General features: G+C 59.3%; 19 protein-coding genes and 3 tRNA genes. 16 read left to right on the top strand and 6 right to left on the bottom strand.

All coding sequences use genetic code 11. The annotated features are described in order from the left end of the window. Positions 1-118 precede the first annotated feature (118 nt). The 8 genes from ccmA (at position 119) to ACMG4M_RS11685 (ending at position 6,613) form a co-directional block, all read left to right on the top strand. Positions 119-769, top strand: coding sequence for a cytochrome c biogenesis heme-transporting ATPase CcmA (gene ccmA, locus ACMG4M_RS11720; protein ID WP_414430057.1), 651 nt, complete (start codon positions 119-121; stop codon positions 767-769). Beyond that, complete coding sequence (gene ccmB / locus ACMG4M_RS11715; protein WP_035246779.1) at positions 766-1,434, top strand: heme exporter protein CcmB; 669 nt, start codon at positions 766-768, stop codon at positions 1,432-1,434. The genes ccmA and ccmB overlap by 4 nt, the downstream gene beginning before the upstream one ends. Continuing rightward, on the top strand, positions 1,435-2,193 hold the full coding sequence (ccmC, locus tag ACMG4M_RS11710; protein WP_414430056.1) for a heme ABC transporter permease CcmC: 759 nt from the start codon (positions 1,435-1,437) through the stop codon (positions 2,191-2,193). Beyond that, positions 2,193-2,381 (top strand): heme exporter protein CcmD, encoded by a 189-nt coding sequence (gene ccmD, locus ACMG4M_RS11705; RefSeq protein ID WP_035246784.1) that lies wholly within the window; start codon positions 2,193-2,195, stop codon positions 2,379-2,381. The genes ccmC and ccmD overlap by 1 nt, the downstream gene beginning before the upstream one ends. Continuing rightward, positions 2,378-2,836, top strand: coding sequence for a cytochrome c maturation protein CcmE (gene ccmE, locus ACMG4M_RS11700; RefSeq protein WP_035246787.1), 459 nt, complete (start codon positions 2,378-2,380; stop codon positions 2,834-2,836). Before ccmD ends, ccmE begins: the two co-directional genes overlap by 4 nt. 232 nt (positions 2,837-3,068) lie before the next feature. Next, complete coding sequence (locus ACMG4M_RS11695) at positions 3,069-4,556, top strand: RimK family protein (RefSeq protein WP_035246790.1); 1,488 nt, start codon at positions 3,069-3,071, stop codon at positions 4,554-4,556. A gap of 237 nt (positions 4,557-4,793) precedes the next feature. After that, positions 4,794-6,110 carry a DUF2157 domain-containing protein gene (locus ACMG4M_RS11690; protein WP_035246793.1) on the top strand — a complete coding sequence of 439 codons (1,317 nt, stop codon included), beginning with the start codon at positions 4,794-4,796 and terminating at the stop codon, positions 6,108-6,110. After that, positions 6,107-6,613 (top strand): GDYXXLXY domain-containing protein, encoded by a 507-nt coding sequence (locus tag ACMG4M_RS11685; protein WP_414430055.1) that lies wholly within the window; start codon positions 6,107-6,109, stop codon positions 6,611-6,613. The genes ACMG4M_RS11690 and ACMG4M_RS11685 overlap by 4 nt, the downstream gene beginning before the upstream one ends. 152 nt (positions 6,614-6,765) lie before the next feature. On the opposite strand, the gene ACMG4M_RS11680 is transcribed toward ACMG4M_RS11685, so the two are convergent. Beyond that, positions 6,766-7,419: a glutathione S-transferase family protein gene (locus ACMG4M_RS11680; RefSeq protein ID WP_414430054.1), complete on the bottom strand. Its 654-nt coding sequence runs from the start codon at positions 7,417-7,419 to the stop codon at positions 6,766-6,768. A 177-nt stretch (positions 7,420-7,596) separates the two neighbouring features. Between ACMG4M_RS11680 and ACMG4M_RS11675 the strand changes: the two genes are divergently transcribed. From ACMG4M_RS11675 to ACMG4M_RS11645, 7 genes are all read left to right on the top strand, one after another. Then, a tRNA-Glu gene (locus ACMG4M_RS11675) sits at positions 7,597-7,672 on the top strand. 34 nt (positions 7,673-7,706) lie between these two features. Then, a tRNA-Gly gene (locus tag ACMG4M_RS11670) sits at positions 7,707-7,782 on the top strand. 204 nt (positions 7,783-7,986) lie between these two features. Continuing rightward, entirely contained in the window at positions 7,987-8,658 is a 672-nt protein-coding gene (locus ACMG4M_RS11665) for a histidine phosphatase family protein (protein ID WP_272961906.1), read from the top strand. 44 nt (positions 8,659-8,702) lie between these two features. After that, positions 8,703-9,635 (top strand): ABC transporter ATP-binding protein, encoded by a 933-nt coding sequence (locus ACMG4M_RS11660; protein WP_035246801.1) that lies wholly within the window; start codon positions 8,703-8,705, stop codon positions 9,633-9,635. After that, positions 9,632-10,405, top strand: coding sequence for an ABC transporter permease (locus ACMG4M_RS11655; protein ID WP_035246803.1), 774 nt, complete (start codon positions 9,632-9,634; stop codon positions 10,403-10,405). The genes ACMG4M_RS11660 and ACMG4M_RS11655 overlap by 4 nt, the downstream gene beginning before the upstream one ends. 55 nt (positions 10,406-10,460) lie before the next feature. Next, positions 10,461-11,300, top strand: a complete 840-nt coding sequence (queF, locus tag ACMG4M_RS11650) for an NADPH-dependent 7-cyano-7-deazaguanine reductase QueF (protein WP_272961904.1) — start codon at positions 10,461-10,463, stop codon at positions 11,298-11,300. Positions 11,301-11,339: 39 nt separating this feature from the next. Beyond that, a complete protein-coding gene (locus ACMG4M_RS11645; RefSeq protein ID WP_414430053.1) occupies positions 11,340-11,708 on the top strand; it encodes a DUF4870 domain-containing protein in 369 nt (122 codons plus the stop codon). Between the two features lie 156 nt (positions 11,709-11,864). Here the strand turns inward: ACMG4M_RS11645 and ACMG4M_RS11640 are convergent, their stop codons facing one another. The 4 genes from ACMG4M_RS11640 to ACMG4M_RS11625 form a co-directional block, all read right to left on the bottom strand. Then, positions 11,865-13,346 (bottom strand): AbgT family transporter, encoded by a 1,482-nt coding sequence (locus ACMG4M_RS11640; protein ID WP_414430052.1) that lies wholly within the window; start codon positions 13,344-13,346, stop codon positions 11,865-11,867. A 248-nt stretch (positions 13,347-13,594) separates the two neighbouring features. After that, positions 13,595-13,682, bottom strand: a tRNA-Ser gene (locus ACMG4M_RS11635). Between the two features lie 128 nt (positions 13,683-13,810). After that, a complete protein-coding gene (locus tag ACMG4M_RS11630; RefSeq protein ID WP_414430051.1) occupies positions 13,811-14,254 on the bottom strand; it encodes a YiiD C-terminal domain-containing protein in 444 nt (147 codons plus the stop codon). After that, entirely contained in the window at positions 14,251-14,808 is a 558-nt protein-coding gene (locus tag ACMG4M_RS11625; RefSeq protein WP_035246814.1) for a nitroreductase, read from the bottom strand. Before ACMG4M_RS11625 ends, ACMG4M_RS11630 begins: the two co-directional genes overlap by 4 nt. 298 nt (positions 14,809-15,106) lie before the next feature. Here ACMG4M_RS11625 and ACMG4M_RS11620 point away from each other — a divergent pair, with 298 nt between their 5' ends. Next, positions 15,107-16,651, top strand: a complete 1,545-nt coding sequence (locus tag ACMG4M_RS11620; protein ID WP_414430050.1) for an adenylate/guanylate cyclase domain-containing protein — start codon at positions 15,107-15,109, stop codon at positions 16,649-16,651. A 468-nt stretch (positions 16,652-17,119) separates the two neighbouring features. On the opposite strand, the gene ACMG4M_RS11615 is transcribed toward ACMG4M_RS11620, so the two are convergent. Then, complete coding sequence (locus ACMG4M_RS11615) at positions 17,120-19,828, bottom strand: ATP-binding protein (protein WP_414430049.1); 2,709 nt, start codon at positions 19,826-19,828, stop codon at positions 17,120-17,122. Between the last annotated feature and the right edge of the window lie 89 nt (positions 19,829-19,917).

Genomic DNA, 19,917 nt, shown 5'->3' with positions numbered 1-19,917 from the left:
TTATGCGGTGTAGTGACTCTACATAAATAAGAGCAATCGCGGGCTGGCGGAAAAAGTGGCCCGGCCCTTGGGTTGCAGGTATTGCCTGGCGCCATTTTCAGGGGCAACGCGGCTGCGTATGGCGCCTGAACAGGTTCGTAGGGAGGCAATTTTGTCCGATTCATCCACCAGACTGGAGCTTGTGCAACTGGGCTGCGAGCGCGACGATCGCATGCTGTTCAGTGGCCTGAGCCTGACCGCCCGCGCCGGGGAAATCTGGCAGATTACCGGTGCCAATGGCGCCGGCAAGACCACCCTGTTGCGGATTCTGGTGGGGTTGCATGGCTTCTTTGAGGGTGAGCGACGCTGGTGGCAGCCCCAATGGCAGCAGGACCTGCTGTATCTGGGGCATCAGCCCGGTGTTCGCGAAGAGCTCAATCCGCTGGAAAACCTGCGCTATGCCTGCGCCCTTAATCATCAGGTCGGCGACCCCATGGCAGCCCTGGCGGCGGTAGGGTTGCGTGGCTTTGAGGATGTGCCGGCGGCGCATCTGTCCGCGGGGCAGAAACGGCGCGTTGCTTTGGCGCGGTTGTGGCTGGAGCGCAAAGCGGTGTGGGTACTCGACGAGCCCTACACCGCCATCGACCAGGACGGCGTGGCGCAACTGGACGCGCAGATGCAGCAGGCCGCGGAGGCCGGCTCCCTGGTGATCTATACCTCCCACCACCGGGTGGGCGACGGCGTGCAGCGTCTGCATCTGGAGAATGGCCGTGCCGAGGTGTTGTCATGAATGCCTTCCGTGCCGCGCTGGGTCGGGAATTACTGGTGCTGTGGCGTAGCCCGGCGGAGATTATCAATCCGCTGTTTTTCTTCGTCATGGTGATCAGCCTGTTTCCGCTGGCAATCTCTCCGAAACCGGAATTGCTCGCCACGGTGGCGCCGGGGGTGCTCTGGGTGGCGGCCCTGTTGGCGGTGATGTTGTCCCTGGACGGCCTGTTCCGTCGGGACCAGGAAAGCGGTGTGCTGGACATGCTGCTCACAGCCCCGGTGATGCCGGTGGTGCCGGTGCTGGCCAAATTGCTGGCCCACTGGTTGCTGACCGGTCTGCCGCTGGTGCTGATTTCGCCGCTGCTGGGCCATATGCTGCAACTGCCGGACGCGGCCCTGGGGACGGTGATGCTGAGCTTGCTGCTGGGCACCCCGGCGCTGACCATTGTCGGCGCCATCGGCGCGGCCCTCACGGTGGGACTCAATCGAGGTGGTATCCTGCTCGCAGTGTTGGTGTTGCCGCTATATATCCCGGTGCTGATTTTTGGCGCCGGGGCGGTGAGTGCGGCGGCCGGTGGCGCCAATGTGGATGGCATTTTGGCGATTCTGGGTGCCTTGCTGGCATTAACGATCAGTCTGGGACCGCTGGCGGTGAGCGCCGGTCTCAAAATCAGTTCAGGGAATTAAATGGTCTGGCAAACGTTGAAGCGGTGGTACCACATGCTGGGTTCACCACGCTATTTCTACACCTTCAGCTCCCGGGTGCTGCCCTGGCTGACTCCCATTGCCGTGCTGACGCTGGCTGCCGGCCTGGTTTGGGGGCTGGCCTTCGCCCCCAGTGATTATCAGCAGGGCAACAGTTACCGGATCATCTTTATCCATGTGCCCGCGTCCAGCGGTGCACTGATGGGCTATATGGCCCTGGGTGTGTCTGGCCTGGTGGCAGTGGTCTGGCGCATGAAGATGGCGGAAGTGATGCTCAAGGCCATTGCGCCTTTCGGTGCAGGGCTGGCGGCCATTTCCCTGGTAACCGGTGCTCTGTGGGGCAAGCCCACCTGGGGCACCTACTGGCAGTGGGATGCGCGCATGACCTCCATGCTGATCCTGCTGTTCATGTATGTGGGGGTGATTGCCCTGCAGGCGGTTATCCGTGATCCTCGCCAGGCTGCTCGTGCCGCTGGCCTGCTGGCCATGGTGGGGGTGATCAATGTGGTGATCGTGAAGTATTCGGTGGAATGGGTGCAGACCCTGCATCAGGGTTCCACCCTGAAGATGTTCGGGGAATCCACCATCGACCCGGCCATGAAGTATCCGCTGCTGTTGAGCATGCTGGGGCTGTGGCTGCTGTATGCGGTCAATGTGCTGCTGCGCGCGCGCACCGAAGTCATGTGGCGGGAACGACGCAGCAAGTGGGTGAACAAACTGGTGAAGGAGCGCGATCGTTGATGGCTTTTGAAAGCTTTGCCGATTTCCTGGCCATGGGAAAACACGGGTTTTATGTCTGGAGCGCCTATGGAGTCAGTGCGCTTCTGATTATCGCCAACATGGCGTTGGCGATACGCGCTCAGGGACAGGTGCGTCAACGTCTGGCACGGCAACAGCGCCGTGACACTCTGGGAGATTCTGAACAATGAACGCGGTACGCAAGCAGCGACTGATCCTGGTGGTTTCGATTCTGGTGGGCCTGGCCATCGCCTGTGGGTTGATGTTTTACGCTCTGCGCCAGAACATCAACCTGTTCTTTACTCCCCAGCAGGTAATGGCTGGGGAAGCCCCTCTGGATACCCAGATGCGCGTGGGTGGTCTGGTGGAAGAGGGCAGTGTGGTACGCGACCAGCAGACCTTGGACGTACAGTTCGTGCTCACCGACGGCAAGGGCAGCTTTACCGTGCACTATCAGGGCATCCTGCCGGACCTGTTCCGCGAAGGGCAGGGCATCGTCGCCAATGGCACCCTGATCAGCACCAACCGCTTTGAAGCCGAGGAAGTGCTGGCCAAGCACGATGAAACCTACATGCCACCGGAAGTGCAGGACGCGCTGGAAAAGGCGGGGCATCCGGGGGCGAAGAAAGTTAATAGTGAACAGTGAATAGTTAACAGCTCGCGAGTGAGCGTTGTCTTGCTTTGAAAGATTGGAGGCCGCGTCCATGGCATGGGCGCGGCCTCTTTGCTTGTAGTTGAACCGGCGCTGGACCGCGCCGCTGTTAACTGTTCACTATTCATTGTTAACTGAATAAAACCGCTTGCTACGCCTCCCTCTCTGGCCCTACATTCGCGGTTATCGGTGCCGCTTCTGGTGCCCCCGTTTTTCAGGGCTTTTCATGAGTCAGGTTATCATTCTGGTCGACGACCCCGCAGACTGGGCCGCCTACTATCCCGCCCGCCATCTGCTCTCTGCCCGGGAGTATCTGCAGGCGCAGCAATCGGTCTGTACCGACAAGAAAGTGCAGGTGATCAACCTGTGCCGCAGCTATAAATATCTGAGCCCCGGCTACTACTGCTCCCTGCTGGCGGAAGCTCGTGGGCAGCGGGTATTGCCGTCCGTGCGGACGGTAAACGATCTGAGCCGCAAGGCGCTCTACGGCCTGCATTTCGGTCAGTTCGAGGCGGCGCTGGACAAGGCCATGAAGCGCAAGGGCAGTGGCAGTGATCACTTCTCTCTGATGCTGTACTTCGGCCATACCACCCAGGAAGGCCTGGCCGATCTGGGTCGACAGATTTTCGATCAGTTGCCTTGCCCGTTGCTGAAGGTGGATTTTCGTCGCCGCGAGCAGTGGACCATCGAAGCGTTGAAGCCGCTGGCCCTGAAGCAGCTGAAAGGCGCGGAAGAAGATGCCTTTGCCCAGTCTCTGGAGCAGTTCAATGCCCGTGTCTGGCGCAACCCCCGCCGTCGCCGCAGCGATCGCTACGAGCTGGCCATGCTGGTCAATGAGGAAGAGGCGTTGCCGCCCAGTGACAAGGCGGCGCTGAAACGGTTTATCCGTGCCGGCCGCCAGTTGGGGATTCGCGTGGACCAGATTGGTCGCGATGCCTATACCCGCCTGGGGGAATACGACGGCCTGTTTATTCGCGAGACCACGGCGCTGGATCACCATACCTATCAGTTCGCCCGCAAGGCGGAGCAGGAGGGCATGGTCGTGATGGATGACCCGGGCTCGATCCTGCGCTGCACCAACAAGATCTATCTGGCGGAGCTGATGCAGGCCAACGGCGTGCCGGTGCCGCCTACCGCCTTTGTGTTCAGCGATGACGATGAGCAGATTGATCAGCTGATCGAGGAACTCAAACTGCCCATGGTGCTGAAGATCCCCGACGGCAGCTTTTCCCGTGGCATCAGCAAGGTGAAGACCCGCGAAGAGCTGGCCGCCAGCCTGCGTGATTACCTCAAGCAGTCTTCGGTGGTACTGGCCCAGGCCTTCATGTACACGGATTACGACTGGCGCATCGGCGTGCTCAACAACCGGCCCCTGTTTGCCTGCCAGTACTTCATGAGCAAGGGACACTGGCAGATCTATCACCACCAGAGCGGTGGCAAGACCGAATCCGGCAACAGCCGTACCTTGCCGGTACAGGAAGTGCCGCCCAAGGTGTTGAAGGCCGCACTCAAGGCCGCGCGGCTGATGGGCAATGGCCTCTATGGCGTGGACTTGAAACAGTCCGGCGATCAGGTGGTGGTGATCGAGGTGAACGACAACCCGAACATCGATGCCGGGGTGGAAGATGCCTGGCTGGGTGAAGATCTCTACCGCCAGGTAATGCTGGAATTCCTGCGTCGCATGGAAGCCAAGCGCATCGGCCTGCCGGTGTGATTGGGGGGCAAGCGATAAACACCGCCGGGTGCTGTAGGAGTTCCGCTTGAGGGACGAACCGCGCGTCGCGCGGCATTTCCTTCCTCTGGTGTTCCTCGCCAGGGCTCGGGTTCGCGGCTCGAGCGCCGCTCCTACAGGGGGCTTTATTGAACGGCTTGGCTCATTTCTCGCAACACCCTGGCGTTGCCTTTCGCTACCTCGTCAGGTCTGATCAGAGAAAAGCACAAGGGACTCTGCATGCAACTTCTCGGTTTACTGCGTCGCGAGCTGCGCAGCGAATGTCGCCAGTGGGTGGATGACGGCGATATCAGCGAAGACCAGGGCAACCGGATTCTGGCCCGCTACGGCACCCGCCTGGACGACGATTCGGACAGCTCGCTGGCCTACAAGGTGCTGGTGACCGTGGCCTTGTTATTCGTCGGCATGGCCATCCTGCTGCTGGTGTCGGCCAACTGGGAGACGATTCCCCGTGCAGTGCGGATGCTGGGATTGATTGCCACCACCGTGGCGTTGAACGGGGTGGGGATCTATCAATACCTGCAGCGCCGTGAGGGTATCGGCTGGCTGTTTCTCGGCGGCATCAGTTATGGCGCCTCCATCATGCTGATCGCGCAGATCTACCACCTGGGTGAACATTTCCCTGACGGCCTGTTCTACTGGGCGCTGGGCGTGGCACCCATGGCCTGGTTGGTGCGCAGCCGGGTGGTCACCCTGCTGATGCTGGCGGTGGCCATGCTCTGGCTGTTCGCCGAAGGGCAGTTTTCACCGCCCTGGGCCATGGCCCTGTTTATGGCGGTGGGGCTGACCGTGGCGGTGCAGGCCCGCTCCGCTGGCCTGATGCTGGTGCTGGCGGCGGTGGGGGTGAGCTGGCTGAACCTGTTGCTGGGCTGGGCCTATGGCTATCCCCGCGGCCCGGATTTCGAGGCCGGTCATCTGACCCTGAATCTGGGCCTGTTGGCGTTGCTCTATGCGCTGGTGTGCTGGCTGGGCAGTCGTAGTGCATTGCACTGGCAACGGGCTGGCAGCCTGATCGGCCTGTGGACCTTGCGTGGCTATCTGCTGCTGTTACTGCCGTTCACCTTCAGCGAATTCGCCGAAGGCTACCTCCATGAACAGGCCGGTTTGGCGGACCCGGGGTTGTGGCTGGGGCTGCTGGCCGCCTTGCTGGCGTCATCACTGTTGGTGTTCCGGCGGCTGGGGCAGACTGGTGGGCGGTTGCTGGTAATGCTGTTGCCGTTTGCCATGCTGGGCATTCATGGCCTGTTGAGCCGCGATGACGCCGCTTTGTTTGCGGTGGCGGTCAACCTGCTGGCGTTGCTGTCGGCCATTGTGCTGATTCAGGAGGGCTTGCGGCGAGGCCTCAGCCAGTTCTTCTACAGCGGCATTGCCCTGGTACTGGCGCTGGCGGTGATGCGCTATCTCGACCTTTTTGGCGATTACCTGGGCGCGGCGGCCATGTTCCTGGTGGCGGCCGCGGTGCTCTACGGCGCGGCGCGCTATTGGCGTCGCCAGCAACGCCTTGCGGAGCAGGAATCCGGGGAGGGGCAGGCATGAAGCAGCGCACTCTAGGTCTGGCCTTGCTGGCCGCGCTTACCCTGCAGGTGGCGATTCTCGCCGGGGTATTCGTCAATGGTTTCTACCCGCTATGGCTGGGCAAGGAAATTCGCCTGGAAACCCGCCCGGTTGACCCGCGGGATTTGTTCCGCGGCAACTATGCCCGCCTGGGCTATGACTTCAGCACACTGCCCACGGCGGGCTTTCGCCCCGGCGATGTGATCTACCTGCCGCTGCAACAGGACGGCCAGGTGTGGCGCGGCCAGGCTCCCGCTCACCAGCCCCCGGAGCAGGGCCTCTACCTGCGCGGCAGAGTCACCGGCTCACCCTGGGGCGGCACCAGCCGGGTGACGTTCGGTATCGAAGCCTTGTTCGCCCCGAAGGAAAAGGCGCTGCAACTGGAGCGGGAATTACGCGATGGCGCTGTGGCGGTGGTGAAGGTGGCAGCGAATGGTCGTGCGACGTTGGTGACGGTGGAGACGGAGGCAGTTAACAGTGAATAGTGAACAGTTAACAGCGCGCGTGGCTGGGTGGGTGTGAGCTGGAATGTGAGAGGCCGCGTCCATGGTATGGGCGCGGCCTCATTGATTGTTAATGGCGACAGGCTTGAGCGCGTCGCTATTAACTGTTCACTGTTAACTATTCACTGCCTCACTCACCCCATTATTTTCTGAATAAACCCGGACTCCTTCTCGATGGTCTTGGCAAAGGGCGCCAGGGCGTGCATGCGCTCGGTGTGGGCGGCCAGGTTGGGGTATTTGGCCGGGTCGATGCTTTCGCCGCCGTGTTTGAAGTTCACCATCTGGCTGGCCAGGGCAATATCAGCAATGGTGATGCTGTCGCCGACCAGAAATTCGCGGCCGTCCAACGCCTTGTCCAGATAGGCGAACAGCGGTGGAATCGTGGTGGTGAGGGCGTGCTGGACTTTCTCTTCATCGCATTCCTTGCCGATCAGGCGCATGACCACCCGGTTGCGGAAGACCGCAAACGTGCAGCGCATGGCCAGGTCGTAATCCACGAAACGTTCAAACCAGATAGCCTGGCCCATTTCCATGGCATCGCTGGGGTAGAGCGCCGTTTCCGGCTGGGTTTTTTCCATCCAGGCACAGATCGCTGCAGAGTCGGCAAGGTACTGGCCGTCCACTTCCAGTGCGGGAATCCGTTTCATGGGGCTGATTTTTTCATAGCCCTCAGGGGGGCTGGTGGGGTCCACATGGACAGATTCAAACTCAATGCCTTTCAGTGCCAGGGCAACCCGGGTCTTGCGGACGAATGGCGACAGGGCGGCTCCGTACAGCTTGATGGTCATGCGTTACTCTCCCGATAAGTGTGTGTTTTTTCGCCAATTTTCTGAAATCAGTAAAGGCATTATCAGAGCAGCACAGGTTTTTCGGGTCAATGACGGACTGGGACAAAATTTTTCCTTGACGCTGGGCGATCAGATACCTATTCTACGCGCCGCTTTGACGTGCCACGTCAAGCCCGGGTCCCCTTCGTCTAGTGGCCCAGGACACCGCCCTTTCACGGCGGTAACAGGGGTTCGACTCCCCTAGGGGACGCCACTAATTCGCTAGCGATTAGCTGGCAAGTAGTTAAGCGGGAATAGCTCAGCTGGTAGAGCACGACCTTGCCAAGGTCGGGGTCGCGAGTTCGAATCTCGTTTCCCGCTCCAAATTAGAAGGGACCCTTTCGGGTCCCTTTTTTTATGCCGCTCTGCGGATGCAACATGGTTCACGCAACAGGCAACACGCACAGGCTTGGCTAATCCGGTCTACGGTGGGTGTTGTGCTCACCAGTAGTACGATGAATCTCCCCTCATGGTTTGCTTTCGCTATAGCGCTCCGTACACTAAGGCCTGACCCTAAGTGAAGAGACTATGGCGCGCCTACACCCGCGATTGCTGGAAGCCCTTAACCTGTTGCCGAAGGACAAGCCTGTCCATCTGCTGACGCGTCATTCCGTGCGTGAGCTGGCCAAGAACGGCTTCGCCGACTATCGGCTGCCGTTGACTCCGGAGGGTATCGACATGGCCCGCGAATGGGGCACCCAGCTGGCGCGGCCGGTGGAGGCGTTCTATTCCAGCCCGGTTGGGCGCTGCGTGAATACCGCCATCGCCATGGCGGAAGGTGCCCGCAAGGCCGGGCTGATCGCGGAGATCCCCGAGGTGACCACAGATACCACGCTGGTGGAGCCCGGCTGCTATGTGGAAGACCTCAATCAGGTAGGCCCCACCTTCCTGAAAATGGGCGCCTTCAAGTTCCTCAATCACCACCTTCAAGAGCCGTTTGAGGGAATGCTGTCACCGGCGGAAGGCCGCTCCAAGCTGGCGGCTTATCTCAAGGCCAGAGAACCTGCCAGTGGCCATCTCAATGTTCACGTGACCCATGACACTATCCTGGCGGTGCTGGTGGCCGAGCTGCATGGCCGGCGCCGAATCAGCGAAGAAGACTGGCCCTGGATGATGGAAGGGCTCTGGGTATGGTTCAGCGGCGGGCAGATGCACTGGGTCTGGCGTGGTGAACATGGCCACCGGGTTCTGGATCACTGATCCCTCTCTTCATCATCCATTCGACCATTTTGGCGAGGTGATCCTTGTCTGCTCTGACGATTCGTAATCTGACCAAGACCTATGCCAATGGCGTGCACGCGCTCAAGGGCATCGACCTGCAGGTGGAGAAGGGCGATTTTTTTGCCCTGCTGGGCCCCAACGGGGCAGGCAAGTCCACCACCATTGGTGTGATCAGTTCCCTGGTGAACAAGACCGCAGGGGATGTGAGCATCTTTGGCCATTCCCTGGATACCCAGCGTGCCCTGGCCAAGATGAAAATTGGTGTGGTTCCCCAGGAATTCAACTTCAACCAGTTTGAAAAGGTGTTCGATATTGTCGTCACCCAGGCGGGTTTCTATGGCATCCCAGTGCCTCTGGCCCGGGAGCGTGCGGAGAAATACCTGCGCCAACTGGGCCTGTGGGAAAAGCGCGACAAGCAGTCGCGCACTCTGTCCGGTGGCATGAAACGCCGGCTGATGATTGCCCGGGCGCTGGTGCATGAACCCGAGCTGTTGATTCTCGATGAGCCCACCGCCGGGGTGGATATCGAGCTGCGCCGTTCCATGTGGGATTTCCTCACCCGTATCAACGGCGAGGGGAAGACGATCATTCTTACCACGCACTATCTGGAAGAAGCGGAATCCCTGTGTCGCCACATTGCTATCATTGATCACGGCATCATTGTGGAAAATACCGACATGAAATCCCTGCTGGAAAAATTGCAGGTGGAAACCTTCATTCTGGATCTGGCGCGGCCGGTCACCGAGGTGCCGGTACTGGAAGGGTTCGAGGTGTGGCTGAGAGATTCTCGTACGCTGGAAGTGGCTGTGCCGAAATCACAAAGCCTCAATACCTTGTTCGTGGCACTGCAGGAACAGCACTTTGAAGTGATGAGCATGCGTAACAAGGCCAACCGGCTGGAGGAGTTGTTTGTGCGACTGGTAGAGCAGAATCTGCCCGGGGAGCAGGCATCATGAGTGCACGCGAACAGTGGGTGGCCTTTCTCACCATCGTTACCAAGGAAATTCGACGTTTTACCCGCATCTGGCCGCAGACCTTGCTGCCACCGGCGATCACCATGACCCTGTACTTCGTGATCTTCGGTAATCTCATCGGTAGTCGCATTGGTGAGATGGGCGGTTTCAACTACATGCAGTACATCGTGCCCGGGCTGATCATGATGAGTGTGATTCAGAACAGCTACGGCAATGTGGTCAGCTCGTTCTTCTCCACCAAGTTCCAGCATTCCATTGAAGAGATGCTGGTGTCGCCCATGCCGGCGCATGTGATCCTTAACGGCTTTATTGTTGGCGGTATGGTGCGCGGCATGCTGGTGGGGTTGATCGTCAGCCTGCTCAGTCTGTTTTTTACCCAGCTATCCATGCAGCACCTGCTGATCACCATCACCGTGGTGATACTGACGGCAGCCCTGTTTGCCCTGGGAGGATTTATCAATGCCATCTTCGCCAACAAGTTCGATGATATTTCCATTGTTCCCACCTTCATTCTGACGCCGCTGACCTACCTGGGTGGGGTGTTCTATTCCATCGACTTGTTACCGGAGTTCTGGCGAATGGTGAGCCTGGCCAATCCCATCGTTTATATGGTTAACGCCTTCCGGTACGGCGTGCTGGGTGTCAGTGATGTGAACGTCTATGCCTCGCTGGCAGCGATCATGGCATTTGTGGTGGCGTTCTATCTGTTGGCGCTCTGGTTATTGCAGCGTGGTACGGGTATTCGCCATTGAACATTCGGATTATGATGAAGATCCAAGCCAAGGACGGAAGTACCAAGAGGTTGCCATGAGCTACTTGAAGGAAACACCGCTGGGGCGATCCAGCGATTATGTAGATGAGTACACGCCCTCGCTACTGTGCCCGGTGCCGCGCTGGGATGCGCGGGAATCCCTGGAGTTGGAAGCGCTGGGCGATGAAGATACCAGCCTGCCGTTCCACGGCACGGATATCTGGAATGCCTACGAGCTGTCCTGGCTCAATGAAAAGGGCAAGCCGGTGGTGGCCCTGTGCGAGCTGCGCATTCCCTGCACCACCCCCAACATTGTGGAATCCAAATCGCTGAAGCTGTATCTGAATTCCTTTGCCAACACCCGTTTTGAAAACCGGGATCAGGTGCGCGCCGCGATTGAAAAGGATGTGGCGCAAACGGTCGGTGGCAATATGGAAGTGTTGCTGCATTCCCTGGAAGAATCCGCCGGCTTTCCGGTGTGGGAAGATCGCGGTCAGTGCGTGGATAACATCGATATCGGTTTCGAGCACTATGAATACCGGCCCGACCTGCTGCTGTGTGACCAGGGTGCCGAACAAACCGGACAACTCTATTCCCACCTGCTGCGTAGCCATTGTCCGGTGACCAACCAGCCGGACTGGGCCACAGTAGTGGTGCGCTATACCGGCCGTGCCATCAGCCCGGCCAGTTTTCTGCGTTACGTGGTGTCGCTGCGTAATCATCAGGGCTTCCATGAACAGATCATCGAGCAGATGTTCGTGGACCTGATGCGCCAGTGCTCCCCGCGTCACCTGACCGTCTATGGTCGCTTTACCCGCCGTGGTGGCATCGATATCAATCCGTTCCGCTCCAACAGCGAGCAGCCGTTGCCGAACCGACGCACCATCCGTCAGTAACAACATCACCAAGCCAACATCGTTATCAAGGAGCGAACAATGTCCGATCTGGAACAGACCCAGGGTGAACCCAAACAGGAAGAGCGCAGCCTGGGCCTTGCCTGCCACTTGCTGGCACTGGCGGGTCTGGTGGTGCCATTCGGCAATATACTGGGGCCACTGATCATGTGGCTGGTAAAGAAAGATGACAGCGCTTTTGTCGATGATCAGGGCAAGGAAGCACTGAACTTCAACATCACCATCTCCATTGCCGGCTTTATCGCCTTCCTGCTGATGTTCGTGGTCATTGGCGGTCTTCTGCTACCGATCATCGGCATCTTCTGGCTGGTAATGACCATCATTGCCGCAGTGAAAGCCAATGGCGGGGAACGCTATCGTTATCCGTTGACCATTCGGTTGATCAAGTAGCAGTTACAAGTTGAAAGTTTCAAGTTGCAACGCGAGCTAACATTACGTGCAGTTTGAATGGTAGAGGCCGCGCCCGGGATTTGGGCGCGGCCTCTTTGCTTTCTGGATATGAAAAGAGTCAATTCGCGTTGTAACTTTCAACTTTAAATTTGCCACTCATCCTGGCCCCAACGGCCAGCCAAACCCGATCCATACCCCCAGCAATACCGACCACCCCAACAACAGCGTCAGGCTATAGGGCAGCATCAGTGCGATCAGGGTGCCGATGCCGGTGTCTGGCTGGTAGCGGCGGGCGAAGCCCAGTACCAGCACGAAATAGGGCATCAGCGGGGTGATGATGTTGGTGCTGGAATCGCCCACCCGGTAGGCCGCCTGGGTGGCTTCCGGCGAAATACCCAGCAGCATCAGCATAGGCACGAAGATGGGGGCCAGGATGGACCACTTGGCCGAGGCGCTGCCGATCAACAGATTGATCAGGGTGGTGAGTAGCAGGAACAGCAGTAGCACCACCACGTTGGGCAGTGTCAGGCTGCCTAGCCAGGAGGCGCCCTCGATGGCCAATAGCAAGCCCAGCTGGCTATAGTTGAACCAGGCCACGAACTGGGCGGCAAAGAACATCAGCACCAGGTAACCGGCCATGGAGGCCATGGTGGTTTCCATGGCGGTAATGATATCGCCGGCATTGCGAAACTGGCCGCTGACACGTCCATACACCCCGCCACACACCCCAGCGATGAGCGCCACTATCACCACCAGTCCATGAATGAACGGCGAGCCGAGCACGCCACCTGTGTCCTGGTGGCGCAAGGGAGCCTCTGGCGGGAGCACCAGTAACGCGATGCCTACCAGCAGGATCAGTAGTGCTGCCAGAGTCCATTTCATGGCACTGGGGTGGCTGGTTGGCACCTGGGGGGCGGAGGTCTCTGCCGTTGGCTGGCTGGCCAGCCGGGGTTCGGTGATGCGCTGGGTGACCAGAGTCACCAACGCTGTAACCAGAAAGGTGGAGACGATAATGAACCAGTAATTGCCGGTGGCATCCACGGTGCGAGTCGGGTCCACAATACGGGCGGCTTCTGTGGACAGGCCGGCCAGGGTGGCATCCACCGGACCCACCAGCAGGTTGGCGCTAAAACCGCCGGATACTGCCGCAAAGGCGGTGGCAATACCGGCAATGGGGGAGCGGCCAGCGAGTTGGAACACCAGCCCGGCCAACGGAATCAGAACCACATAGCCGGCGTCCACGGTAAGGCTGGAGAGGACTCCGGCAAAGGCTACCGTGATCACCAGGGTGCGGCCGGAGGCCCGGCGTACCAGGCTGGCCAGGCTCACTGACAGCAACCCGGATTGCTCGGCGACGCCCAGCCCCAGCATGGCCACCAGCACAATACCCAGGGGCGCAAAGCCGGTGAAGTTTCCCACCAGTGAGGTGAACAGATAGCGGATGCCGTCTCCGTCCACCAGCGAGCGCGCTGTCACTGTCTCCTCGCTGAGCGGATGCTGAGTGGAAAGCTCCAGCGCTCCGAGTACGGCGGTGAGGGGAAGTAACAACAGGCACAGCCAGACAAACAGCAGGGTAGGGTGGGGCAGTTTATTGCCCAGCGTTTCCAGTCGGCCCAGCCAGCCGGTGGTGTTGGTCATGATGCGATCCCCTGTTGTAATCGGATTACTTTAGCGAGGAGGAGGTAGCGGGAACAAGGGCGTTCGAGGGGGATGGAGTGTTTCGTTGGAGCTATGCTTGCATGGCGAAGGGGTGGAGAAGGTTCGCCATGCAAGCATAGCTCCAACGGATGGCGGAAGACTTTTCATCAGTAGCGGTTTTGCAGGGAGAAACCGTCATAGGGTTATGCGCCCACAAAAAAGCCCCGCATTGCGGGGCTTTCTTTATTTGGCGGTGGGGGAGGGATTCGAACCCTCGATACGTTTCCGTATACACACTTTCCAGGCGTGCTCCTTCGGCCACTCGGACACCCCACCTTAAACTGATTGTGCTCAAGAGCCTTCTGGCCAACTCTTGAGGGCGCGTAGAGTACCGGAGGGTGGGGCTTGAGGCAAGCGCCCGGCCGCCTGGTTGGTCAGGGTTTGAGCATTTCTGCGTCAGGGGCTCAGGTTCTTGCCAGGTACAGGCCCTGATAAAGGCAAACCACCTTGCCGTCGACGTCGGTGCCTTTGGCGTGAATGCGTAGTGTGGCCTTGCCCCGGCGGCTCAGGCGCTGAGCGAAACGCTCCCGATCCTCTTCGCTGATGGACGCAGTAATCTGTAGATCACCGTCCAGAGGTAATTTGTATTCCAGCGAGGTTTCCACAGCCACCACATCGGCCGGGTGGCCGCTCTGTTGGGCAAGCAGGGTTGTCAGGCCCCAGCCGGCCAGCGTCAGCAGTGCGGACTGGCTGCCGGCGAAGAAGGTGCCCTTGTCGTTGTGGTTGGGCCCCAGGGGGGCGGTGACGACCAGACTGAGGCCGTCGAATCCGGCGAAGGTGAAGTCCAGATGCCGCGTCAGTGGTATGGCGTCGCGGACCCGTTCTGCGAACGCATCCAGATCCATCATGGCAGGGTACGAATGAAGTCGGCGGGGGAATCGTCGGGCAGGTTCTTCAGGTTGCCCACTGGGGTGCCCAGGTACAGATAGGCTACCACCTGATCCTTGGGGGCAAAGCCCAGCATGCGTTTGGCCAGATCGGAGTTGGCCAGAGCGCCGGTACGCCACATGGCGCCCAGGTTCAGTTCGTAGGCGGCTACCATCATGTTCTGCACAGCAGCCCCCACGGCCAGCACCTGCTCCCACACCGGAATTTTGTGGTTCTCAGTGACTTCAGCCACCGCCACGAGAATGGTGGGCGCGCGCAGGGCCTTGTTGCGGGCATTGGCCCGGCTGCGCGAGTCGGCCTCGGGCTGATCTTCCAGCAGCTGCGCTTCCATGATGTCGCCCAGCCGTTCCCGTTGTTCGCCTTCCAGCACAATGAAGCGCCAGGGACGTAACAGACCATGATCCGGTGCACGGATGGCAGCACGCAGCAACAGGTCGAGCTGCTCGTCGCTGGGACCGGGCTGGTCCAGTCGCGGGCTGGAAACACGGGTAGTGAGGGCGGTGATGGTGTCCATTCAGGGCTCCTTGTACAGGGGCGCCATGGTAGCCCGATTTGAAAATAACTCCCAGTCAAAGGGGGGAGCCTACCTAATGCCTCTACATCACTGAGTTGTCGCTGAAAATATCTCCAGGTACGGCGTGGGCCGTAAGGCCTGCTGGGCCACGTTCAAGGTTCACGGCTCTGCATGGCGAGCAACCCGGCTCAGCGGTGTAAAGGCATTAGGTAGGCTACAAGCCACCTTTGATCATGCCAGTCTTTTTTCTTAGATGGGAAAGAGATAAGCTTCTCGCAAATGACGTGAATCGGTTCACATGACAAGTTCAACCAAAAAGAAAGCCCGCCGATCCCAGATCGGTCCAATGGAGCGGGCACGCCGTCAGGCTAACTACATCCGTTTACTGGCTTTCCTTGTGGCCGCCACGATTCTCATGGCGGGTCTGAAGCTGGAACTGTATCCCCAGCTGTATATGCTTGGTGTGGCGGGCCTGCTCGTCTATCCGTTGATAGCCCAGGGGCTGCTGTTCCTGGCGGAGAGACAGGATCGACCGCAAAAGCCGGTGCATCAACTGTTGATGCAGGCTGATGCGATGATCATCGGGGTGGTGTGCGCTCTGCTGCATTTTGCCCTGGTGCCTTCGCTGGTATTGCTGATCATTGTCCACGCCAATGCGGTCAGCAGCGGTGGTCTGAAACCCTGGTTGCTGAACCTGCTGATGACAGCCATTGGCGCCCTGCTGATGGGCTGGATCCTGGGTTTCCCCGCCTTGCCGGTGGAACAGTCGCCAGTGCTGCTGACAGTCATCTCACTGCTCGGGCTGGGCATTTATGTGGGCGCGTCCTCCGCCTTTGCGCACCTGCAGGCCCGTTACCTGAAACAGGCCCAGGATGCAGTGCGTCGTCAGCAGAAACAGGCGGTGGACATGTCTCGCAAGCTGGCCAAGTATCTGCCACCGCAGGTATGGGGCTCGATCTTTTCCGGCAAGCGTGATGCCAAGCTGGAAACCCGCCGCAAGCGGCTGACGGTATTCTTTTCCGATATCAAGGGTTTCAGCGCCATTTCTGAAGAGCTGCCGCTGGAAACCCTGACCAGCATGCTCAATGCCTACCTTAGCGAGATGACCCGCATTGCCCTCCGCCATGGAGGCACCATCGACAAGTTTATCGGTGATGCGGTGATGGTGTTTTTCGGTGACCCGAAAAGTGCCGGCGCCCAGGAGGATGCGTTCCATTGCGTAATGATGGCCATCGAAATGCAGGAGCAGATGAAACTGCTGCGTCAGCGCTGGAAGCGTGAGGGCATCGACCACAAGCTGGAAATTCGCATCGGCATTAACACCGGCTACGTGACGGTGGGCAACTTCGGTACCGACTCCCGGATGGACTACACCATTCTCGGCACCGATGTGAACCTGGCCAGCCGTCTGGAATCCGCCTGCCGCCCTGGCGGCGTGCTGATTTCCGAAGCTACCCAGGACTTGGTAAAAGATCGCATCCAGTGCCGCAATATCGGCGACATTCAGGTCAAGGGGTTCAATCGACCGATTCCCGTATTTGAAGCCATGGGTGCCAAGAAGGATGCCGGGGCCCGAAATCGTTATGTTTCTGCGGAGACCCAGGGCTTCGGCATCCATCTGGATCTGGAGCGTATTCGCAATTTTGACAAGAACTCCATCCTCAAGACCCTGGCCCGGTCCGCCACGGATCTGAAACAAGAAAAGCCGGTAGAGGTGGACTTCGAAGCCGAAGGTTTCAGCCTGCATGTCAAAAGCGCCGAACTGAAAAAACGCGAACGGGAAAAGATCATCGAGATGATGGGCCGCGCCGCGAAAAAGGTGCAGACCGAAGTGCGGGTTTGAGGGAGTCGCTACAAGCTACAAGCTACAAGCTACAAGCTACAAGCTACAAGCTACAAGCTACAAGCTACAAGCTACAAGCTACGCTGGTTGGATGGGGAAAGGTTAGAAGGTTCCCGGACGTGGGCATTTCTACGAAGCCGCTGTAGGAACGTAGCGCAGCGGAGTAACGCACGTAGTTCCGTGCGGCCCGAAGGGTGAGCGAAGCGAATAATACCGCTTGAGCCGCGAACCGCGCTTGCGCGGATATCGCCCGCAGGGCGATCAGGACTTTCAGCGCTCGACAGGTTCCAGAAAGAACGGCGGATAGACGTTGGCCTCTGTTGCCTCGCTACGCTCGGTTCGCACCTCAAGAGGTGCTCCTACATCATCAACCTTCGCCAATGCCCGAATCGGGCCGCGAGCGACGCTCCTACAGGCGCGGCAACGCACCTTGAGCCTGCACGGCGGAGCCCGCGTCGAAGCTAGAAGCTAGTAGCTAGACACTTCCTCCCCCTGATCCTGCCATAGATGCTCCAGCGCGCAGATCTCGTCACAGAGTGCCGAGACCATTGGTGCCAGGGACTCCCGGCCGGTGCCGGTTTTCAGGGCTTCTTCCAGGGTCTTCGCTGCTGTCTCCAGGCGTGGGGTGCCACAGTAACGGGTGGCGCCGTGGAGTTTATGAACGCGTTCCAGCAGGGTTTCCTGGTCGCCACTGTCGAAGGCAGAAGAAATGGCCGGCCGGTCTTCTGACAGACTGTCCAACAGCATTTTCAGCATTTCATCGGCCAGCGATTGCCGGCCACCGGCACGGCGGCGGGCCAGGTCCTCATCGAATACCTTGTCGTTGTCCGGTTCACTATCTTCCCCTGAATCGGGCAGGGGCTGGTGAGGCTTTTCCATTACCCACTGTTCCAGAGTGTGGCGAAGCTGCCCTTCGGTAATCGGTTTACTCAGATAGTCATCCAGACCACTGTCGAGCAGATCCCGGCGTTCGCTTTCCAGGGCGTGAGCGGTCAGGGCAACGATGGGGGTGTGGCAACCGGGGGTTTCCAGTTCGCGTATTCTGGCCGTCGTGGCCTTGCCATCCATGCCCGGCATCTGGATGTCCATGAACACCAGATCGAACTCCTGGTCGCGAAATGCATCCAGAGCCTGTTGGCCGCTGTTACAGGGCGTGACGATGGCGCCCAACTCTTCCAGAAAGACCCTGGCCAGCTTCAGGTTACCAGGGTGATCGTCCACCACCATGACCGATACCGGGTAATCTAGCCGGTTGTCGGTGTGGGCATCCAGCTCACTGCTATCCAGTTCGCCACTCAAGGCCAGCAGGGCGTTGAACAGACGTTGGCGGGTGGCCGGTTTGCCCTGCACCTGGCAATGGGGATAGTGCTCCAGCCAGCGGCACACGGTTTCCGGGTTATTGCTCAGGGCAAGCATGGGCTGGCCCAGGGCGGCCAGATTATCCAGAACTGGCTGCATGCTCTGTTTTTGCGGGTGGGCGGGTAGGCCCACGATGAGAAAATCACTGTTGACCAGTTCCCCCCGGTCCAGCGCGGCCATCAGGTCATCCAGACTGTGGAATTCGTTGATGCGCATCTGCCAGTGGCTGAGCATGTGATACAGACCGAGTCGGCCATATTCGTCGGTTTCCACCAGCGTCACTGTGCGGCCCCGGAAGTGTTCCAGATGGGGAGACGGGCGCTGTTTCGGGTCCCGCTCAGCACGCAGGGTGAACCAGAAGGTGGACCCCTGGCCCTCACTGCTGTCGATGCCGATCTCGCCGCCCATGCCTTCCACCAGGCGTTTACTGATGGCCAGCCCCAGGCCAGTGCCACCTTCCTGGCGGCGGGCACTCTGGTCTGCCTGGGTAAAGGCGCTGAATAAATTTTTCTGCGTCTCCTGGCTCAGGCCGTTGCCGGTATCGGTCACCGTCAGCTTGATAATCGCCTCTGCACCCCGGTCTTCCTCCAGCATGGCGCGTACCACCACCGAGCCTTGCTCGGTGAACTTGATGGCATTGCTGAGCAGATTGGTGAGCACCTGGCGGATACGCAGCGGGTCACCGAGCAGGTTCACCGGCACATCGGAGTAGATGATGGCAGCCTGTTCCAGGCCCCGGTCCTGGGCCATGGGGGCCAGCAGGGTCTGCACATCCTCGATCAGATCGTGCAGGTTGAGCGGGGTATGCTCAAGCGACAGCTTGCCTGCCTCGATCTTGGAGAAATCCAGAATGTCGTTGATGATCGCCAGCAGCGAATCGGCGCTCTTGTGAATGGTGCCCAGGTAATCCTGCTGCCGGGGGCTCATGGAGGATTTTTCCAGCAGCTTGGTAAAGCCGATGATGCCATTGAGCGGGGTGCGGATTTCGTGGCTCATGTTGGCCAGGAATTCCGACTTGATCTGGCTGGCCTTGAGCGCTTCCTTGCGGGCCATGTCCAGCTCGATATTCTGGATCTCGATGGTTTCCAGGGTTTCGCGAAGATCCTGGGTAGCCTGGTCCACGTTCTGTTGCAGCTCGGTCTGGGCATCGGCCAGTGCCGACACCATCTGGCGCAGGGCAGTCTCCAGCTCTGCCAGCTCCCCCTTGGCCTGAGTATGAATGGCCATGCTCAGGTCACCGTCGCGAATGCGCCGCACGGCTGCCACCATTTCCCCGATCGGGTTTGTCAGCTGGTGGGAAAAGCGCAGAGCGGGCACCATGGCCAACAGCATCAGGCCCACCATCACCAGAATCACGGTGATCAGCCCTTCAAGGGTCGAGACGTATTCCCCCTGGCGGGTAAATTCCACAGTTAAGATGGCCGGTTCCCCGGGGTTGATATTGCGGGTCAGTTGCCAGCTGGTATCGGTAACCAGCCGTTGCCGACTGTCTTTCTGATTAATGCTGGTGACCGGACGCAGTCTTGGCCCGGCATGGAGAGTAGGATTATCACCACTGAAGTTCAGAGTGGCAGCACGCACGTCTTCGGCTTCCAGCAACTGGCGCAACAACTGTTGCTGGCGAGCAGTGTCAGTGATGGGGGTGCTTTCCAGGCGGGCGGCAAAGCTGTCGGTCACCAGCTGCTGGCGCTGGGCATTGGTATCGCGCACATCCACCAGCCGATTCACCAGGGAATAGCCACCCACCACCAGCGCCGCCATCAGAGCGGGTAAAATGGCCATGAACATCAGGCGTGAGCGCAGGCTTTGGTTGACCATGAATCCCCGTTCTTGCTGTTGTTTTCGCCCATTATGCCTGAGATAGGGGCAGCTGCCACGGACCCTGCCATTTCGTTTTAGCAGCCGTT

The organism is Alcanivorax sp. IL3, from assembly GCF_047495465.1.
GTDB classification, from domain to species: domain Bacteria; phylum Pseudomonadota; class Gammaproteobacteria; order Pseudomonadales; family Alcanivoracaceae; genus Alcanivorax; species Alcanivorax jadensis.
Note: the sequence above shows the minus strand (reverse complement) of the source record. Positions and strands in the feature narration are given on the sequence as shown.

Bases quoted from the DNA above. Each gene is read 5' to 3' on its own strand.
- ACMG4M_RS11665 (WP_272961906.1), top strand. From the start codon at position 7,987: ATGGCGCGCCTACACCCGCGATTGCTGGAAGCCCTTAACCTGTTGCCG.
- ccmA (WP_414430057.1), top strand. From the start codon at position 119: ATGGCGCCTGAACAGGTTCGTAGGGAGGCAATTTTGTCCGATTCATCC.
- ccmC (WP_414430056.1), top strand. From the start codon at position 1,435: ATGGTCTGGCAAACGTTGAAGCGGTGGTACCACATGCTGGGTTCACCA.
- ccmE (WP_035246787.1), top strand. From the start codon at position 2,378: ATGAACGCGGTACGCAAGCAGCGACTGATCCTGGTGGTTTCGATTCTG.
- ACMG4M_RS11625 (WP_035246814.1), bottom strand. From the start codon at position 14,808: ATGGACACCATCACCGCCCTCACTACCCGTGTTTCCAGCCCGCGACTG.
- ccmD (WP_035246784.1), top strand. From the start codon at position 2,193: ATGGCTTTTGAAAGCTTTGCCGATTTCCTGGCCATGGGAAAACACGGG.
- ACMG4M_RS11655 (WP_035246803.1), top strand. From the start codon at position 9,632: ATGAGTGCACGCGAACAGTGGGTGGCCTTTCTCACCATCGTTACCAAG.
- ACMG4M_RS11690 (WP_035246793.1), top strand. From the start codon at position 4,794: ATGCAACTTCTCGGTTTACTGCGTCGCGAGCTGCGCAGCGAATGTCGC.
- ACMG4M_RS11680 (WP_414430054.1), bottom strand. From the start codon at position 7,419: ATGACCATCAAGCTGTACGGAGCCGCCCTGTCGCCATTCGTCCGCAAG.
- ACMG4M_RS11615 (WP_414430049.1), bottom strand. From the start codon at position 19,828: ATGGTCAACCAAAGCCTGCGCTCACGCCTGATGTTCATGGCCATTTTA.
- ACMG4M_RS11640 (WP_414430052.1), bottom strand. From the start codon at position 13,346: ATGACCAACACCACCGGCTGGCTGGGCCGACTGGAAACGCTGGGCAAT.
- ACMG4M_RS11620 (WP_414430050.1), top strand. From the start codon at position 15,107: ATGACAAGTTCAACCAAAAAGAAAGCCCGCCGATCCCAGATCGGTCCA.
- ACMG4M_RS11630 (WP_414430051.1), bottom strand. From the start codon at position 14,254: ATGATGGATCTGGATGCGTTCGCAGAACGGGTCCGCGACGCCATACCA.
- ACMG4M_RS11695 (WP_035246790.1), top strand. From the start codon at position 3,069: ATGAGTCAGGTTATCATTCTGGTCGACGACCCCGCAGACTGGGCCGCC.
- ccmB (WP_035246779.1), top strand. From the start codon at position 766: ATGAATGCCTTCCGTGCCGCGCTGGGTCGGGAATTACTGGTGCTGTGG.
- ACMG4M_RS11645 (WP_414430053.1), top strand. From the start codon at position 11,340: ATGTCCGATCTGGAACAGACCCAGGGTGAACCCAAACAGGAAGAGCGC.
- queF (WP_272961904.1), top strand. From the start codon at position 10,461: ATGAGCTACTTGAAGGAAACACCGCTGGGGCGATCCAGCGATTATGTA.
- ACMG4M_RS11685 (WP_414430055.1), top strand. From the start codon at position 6,107: ATGAAGCAGCGCACTCTAGGTCTGGCCTTGCTGGCCGCGCTTACCCTG.